Genomic DNA, 5,479 nt, shown 5'->3' with positions numbered 1-5,479 from the left:
AGACCCGGATTGTTCCCCCGCAACTCTTGCGTCAGGAGCTGGTAGTCCCTCAGGACATGCTCGTCGCCCAGCCATTCCATGTCCTGGAGCACCAGCCCGCGGCCGTGAGACGGGGCGGTCGGACCCAAAGCCCCGACCTGAGCATCGGCGGATTTGCTTGCAAACGCCGGCACGGAATTATCATCGTCGCGTGATTCAGATGGCGTGGCCGCAGTCAGAGCAACCAATGGAAAATCCCGGTAGGTGTCGGGGCGGGCGCTGGCAGCGGGCGCTGGCGCTGCTTCCAGGGTCGGCCACATACTCCAATCAAAGTTGAGCGGCATCTGCGGCCACCCGGTTGAGGCGAACCCGGCAGGTTCTTGCCGTCCGGCCTGGACGATGTCCTGCGCCTGCGATGGCAATGCACCCAGTTGATGGACGGGATCCGCCGACGACAGCAGGCGACCACCTGAATTGGCGATCTCGCTCAGCTGCCGCTCAATGGCAAGGCCGTCTGGATTGTCCAGGGTCCTCGGCCTCTTCGCTGGCCGCAACCCAGCTGGGTCACGCTCCTCGTTGATGAGGACCTCCTCGCTTGGCAGGAGGTTGCTGCTGGCAAATACACCGATGTCGGAGAACTGGCGCGGGGCTGGCTCGAGAGACAACGACGGGCCGGGTTTGTCCATCATCTCCCAAAGCAAATCCTGATCGTAGCTTTCTACAGGAGGCAGCTCATCTGGCCATCTGCCCGCACCCTGCGACGCGCTGTGCTGCGCAGCGGCGGCGCCGACGGACATCGGCTCCATCCGGATCGCGTTTTCGGGATCAGGAACGGGGAGGATATGGCGCTCGAGCTCCATCGCTTTAGCGCCTGCCTGCGATTTTCGCAGATCAGCCAGTGCGACACCGATATGCTGACTACCCCCGCCGTCCTTCCTATAGCGCTTGACATCGCCGTCCAATGACGTGCCGGAAAGCCGAGCAGCAATGCCCGGCTTGTTGCTTTTACGCAGGTAGTCACTGAAACTGCGAAGAACAGCTGCATACAACCTGCCAGTCGATGTCCTTGCTTCGTTTTTGTATTCTTTGATGAGAGCCCCGTCCTGGGGGTGAGGATTTAGCTTAGCGCGGCCTGTGATCGGCATGACTCCGCCCGCCGAATGGAAGGTCCGCAGATGGTCCATTGCCGCACGGAGTCTCCCATTATGACCCGTTTCGATGGCCTCGCGCACATCATCGGTCAGCGACCGGTCGTCGAGCCGGGCAGCAATCGGATCTTTGTTATTTGCGAAGAGCCAGCGCCCGAAGCTGCGAAGAGAAGATACATAGGCGTTGGCAGTGCCATCGGCGGCATTGCCCTCGAAGAGGGCCTTCTCAAGCCCCGAAATGAGGCGAGCGTCCTCGGAATAAAGAGGCTGCTTTCTCCGCCCTATCAAAACCGGCTCGAGAGATGGCGACGGGCCGGGTTCGCCCGTCATCTCCCAAAGCAAATCCTGGTCGTAGCCTTCCACAGGAGGCAGCTCCTCTGGCCATCTGTCCGCTTCCTGCGACGCGCTGTGCTGCGCAGCGGCGCTGCCGACGGGCATCGGCTCCATCCGCGGCGCGTTTTCGGGATCAGGAACGGGGAGGATATGGCGCTCGAGCTCCATCGCTTCAGCGCCTGCCTGCGATTTTCGCAGATCAGCCAGTGCGGCACCGATATGCCGACTACCCGCGGCGTCTTTCCTATAGCGCTCTACATCGCTGTCCAACGACGTGCCGGAAAGCCGAGCAGCAATGCCCGGCTTGTTGTTCTCACGCAGGTAGTCACTGAAATTGCGAAGAACAACTGTATACCGGCTGCGGGTCCCTGTCGCTGCTTCGTTTTTGTATTCTTTGATGAGAGCCACGTCCTGGGGGTGAGGATTTAGCTCAGCGCGGGCTGTGACCGGCACCACTCCGCCCGCCGACTGGAAGGTCCGAAGATGGTCCATTGCCGGACGGAGTCTCCCGTAATGACCCGTTTCGATGGCCTCGCGCACATCATCGGTCAGCGATTGCTCGTTGAGCCGGGCGGCAAACGGATCTTTGTTATTTGCGAAGAGCCAGCGCCCGAACCTGTGAAGAGAATATACATAGTTGTAGGCAGTGCGGTTGGCGGCGTTGCCGTTGGGGAATGCCTTCTCAAGCCCCGAAATAAGGCGAGCGTCCTCGGAATAAAGAGGCTGCTTGCTCCGCCCTATCCGAACTGCTGACTGAGCCGGCCGCAGTGTCGAGGTCGCCGGTATTGCTCCACCTGAATTGGCGATCTCGCTCAGCTGCCGCTCAATGGCAAGACCGTGTAGATTGGCTGGGGTCCTCGGCCTCTTCGCTGGCCGCAACCCAGCTGTGTCACGCTCATCGTTGATGAGGACCTCCTCGCTTGGCAGGAGGTTGCTGCTGGCAAATGCACCCATCGGCTCGTCCGGGAACTGCTGGCGGTCGTAGCCCGAGTTCAAGGGACGAATGGACGCTCGATCCGAAGACTGGTCATGGCGCGCCGCTGGCTCGAGAGATGACGGGCCGGGTTTGTCTATTATCTCCCAAAGCAAATCCTGATCGTAGCTTTCTACAGGAGGCAGCTCATCTGGCCATCTGCCCGCGCCCTGAGACGCGCTTTGCTGCGCAGCGGCGCCGCCGACGGACATTGGCTCCATCCGCGGCGCGTTTTCGGGATCAGGAACGGGGAGGATATGGCGCTCGAGCTCCATCGCTTTAACGCCTGCCTGCGATTTTCGCAGATCAGCCAGTGCGGCACCGATTTTCCGATTGCCCCCGCCGTCCTTCCTATAGATCTCGACATCGCCGTCCAATGACGTGCCGCAAAGCCGACCAGCAATGCCCGGCTTGTTGCTCTCACGCAGGTAGTCACTGAAACTGCGAAGAAGAGCTGCATACAACCTGCCAGTCCTTGTCGCTGCGTCATTTCTGTACTCTTTGATGAGAGCCAGATCCTGGGGGTGAGGATTTAGCTCGGTGCGGCTTGTGATCAGCACGTTGCCCGTCGCCTGGAAGGTCCGGAGATGGTCTATTGCCGCACGGAGTCTCCCGTAATGACCCTTTTCCATGGCCTCGCGCACATCATCGGTCAGCGAACGGTCGTCGAGCCGAGCAGCAATCGGGTCTTTGTTATTTGCGAAGAGCCAGCGCCCGAAGTTGCGAAGAGAAGATACATAGGCGTAGGCAGTGGCATCGGCGGCCTTGCCCTTGGGGAGCGCGTTCTCAAGCCCCGAAATAAGGCCAGCGTCCTCGGAATAAAGAGGCTGCTTGCTCCGCCCTGTCAAAACTCCAGCTGTCTGAGACGGTTGCAGTGTCGAGGCGGCCGGCATTGCTCTAATTCCAGCTGAATTGGCGATCTCGCTCAGCTGCTGCGCAATGGCAAGGCCGTCTAGATTGTCCAGGGTCCTCGGCCTCTTCGCTGGCCGCAACCCAGCTGTGTCACGCTCATCGTTGATGAGGACCTCCTCGCCTGGCAGGAGGTTACTGCTGGCAAATGCACCCATCGGCTTGTCGGGGAACTGCTGGCGGTCGTAGCCCCAGTTCAAGTGGCGAACGGACTCTCGGGGATCCGATGACTGGTCATGGCGCGCGGCTGGCTCGAGAGATGACGACGGGCCGGGTTTGTCCATCATCTCCCAAAGCAAATCCTGATCGTAGCTTTCTACAGGAGGCAGCTCCGCTGGCCACCTGTGCGCTTCCTGCATCGGCTCCATCCGGACCGCGTTTTCGGCAGCAGGAACGAGGGGAATATGGCGCTCGAGTCCCATCGCTTTAGCGCCTGCCTGCGATTTTCGCAGATCAGCCAGTGCGGCACCGACATTCCCACTACCGCCGACGTCTCTCCTATAGCGCTCGACATCGCCGCCCAACGACGTGCCCGAAAGCCGACCAGCAATGCCTGGCTTGTTGCTCTTACGCAGGTAGTCACTGAATTTGCGAAGAACAGTTGCATACACCTTGCGGGTCGATGTCTCCGCGTCGTTTCTGTACTCTTCGATGAGAGCCACGTCATGGGGGTGAGGAATTAGATCAGTCCGGCTTGTGATCGGCACGAATCCGCCCGTCGACTGGAAGGTCCGGAGATAGTTTATTGCCGAGAGGAGTCGTCTATTATGACCCTTTTCGATGGCTTCGCGGGCATCATCGGTAAGCGACTGGTCGTCGAGCCGAGCAGCAATCGGATCTCTTTTATTTGCGAAGAGCCGGCGGCTGAAGCTGCGAAGAGAGTATATATAGCCGTTGGCGGTGTGATTGGCGGCCTTGCCCTTGGGGAGCGCGTTCTCAAGCCCCGAAATAAGGCGAGCGTCCTCGGAATAAAGAGGCTCCTTGCTGTGCCCTATCAAAACCCCAGCTGACTGGACCGGCTGCAACGTCGAGGCCGCCGGCATTGCTCTGCCGCCACGGGAATTGGCGATCTCGCTCAGCTGCCGCTCAAAGGTCGCTGCATCTGCGGACGGCACCGCAGGTGAACTCGCTTGCCGGCCCGCGCTGTCCGACTTTACCTGCTCCCACTTCGTCGAGGCGAAATCCATCCGTTCCTCCCTTCAAAAATATCGGCATCGAAGCTGGGCTGGATTTGACGTGCCGGAAATCAGGAACAAACTACCCTTTAACAGCCCTCGGCAGGCATGCACCGTGAGCATCGGCAGCCGATGTTCGTCCAGTGCGACCAACCCTGTCTGTTTTGTTAAATGGGGAAGCTGTCGACAAGCTGATCACGACAACACGCCCCGAGCGTTGTGCATGTGCCCGCGCGCTTCGCCGTCAAGACCCCATAGATCGAGATCCGAGACAAATACTGCTTCTCCTCGCACAAGAAATGAGTCAGCTGCTTTTTCACGTCAGGTGGAGTGCTCCTTCGCAGGGCGTGCGCCTCCCACCTATCGGACCCGAGCCCCAGGCCGTAGGCGTGAGGTGCTCCAGTCTAAATTTAAGCTATCCCGCCGTGGCGAACTTCAGCCCCTCAGTCGGTTTTGCAGTGCCTGCCGATCGGCACGGAGCCCGTCGAGGTCCAGCTGGACTGGCTGCCCTGGTTGCGCCAATCGCCTAACCAGCTCGCGTGTGCCGTCCACCACAAAGACGCCGCAATCATGACCGTTTCGCTGTTGGGGGATGCGGGGTGACTCCAAGCGCGCGCCCAGCCTTGCTGCGAGTTGTCCTGCGGGCGCCTCGTTGTATCTCCCGTTCGAGTCGTAGTGATAGGCAACCGGCCGTCCGCGCTCGCGGCGATCAACGAACAGCAGCGACCAATGGCTGCCGCGGCGATTGGCACTGGCATCGTTCACTGGCAGGAACAGGAAGTCGGCCGTGTCGTCGCCATTGTGATCATGAACGATGCGCTGGAATGCGCCTAGCATGTCGCTCTCGGTGCCCAAGCGCAGGCTGCCAAGGGTTATGAGGGGATCCACGAACCGCGACCGGGCGGCGAGACCCGGATTGTTCCCCCGCAACTCTTGCGTCAGGAGCTGGTAGTCCCTCAGGA

The 5,479-nt window shown here is 60.3% G+C and carries 1 protein-coding gene and 1 pseudogene; both read right to left on the bottom strand.

Features of this window, described 5'->3' with window-relative positions:
• Positions 1-4,529 (bottom strand): annotated as a pseudogene (locus AC0ZT5_RS34870) (hypothetical protein); the annotation flags it as partial.
• 423 nt (positions 4,530-4,952) lie between these two features.
• The coding region (locus AC0ZT5_RS34865; RefSeq protein WP_488500125.1) for a C48 family peptidase at positions 4,953-5,479 on the bottom strand (527 nt) is incomplete at its 5' end.

The sequence above is a fragment of the Mesorhizobium sp. CNPSo 4670 genome (assembly GCF_057784235.1).
Note: the sequence above shows the minus strand (reverse complement) of the source record. Positions and strands in the feature narration are given on the sequence as shown.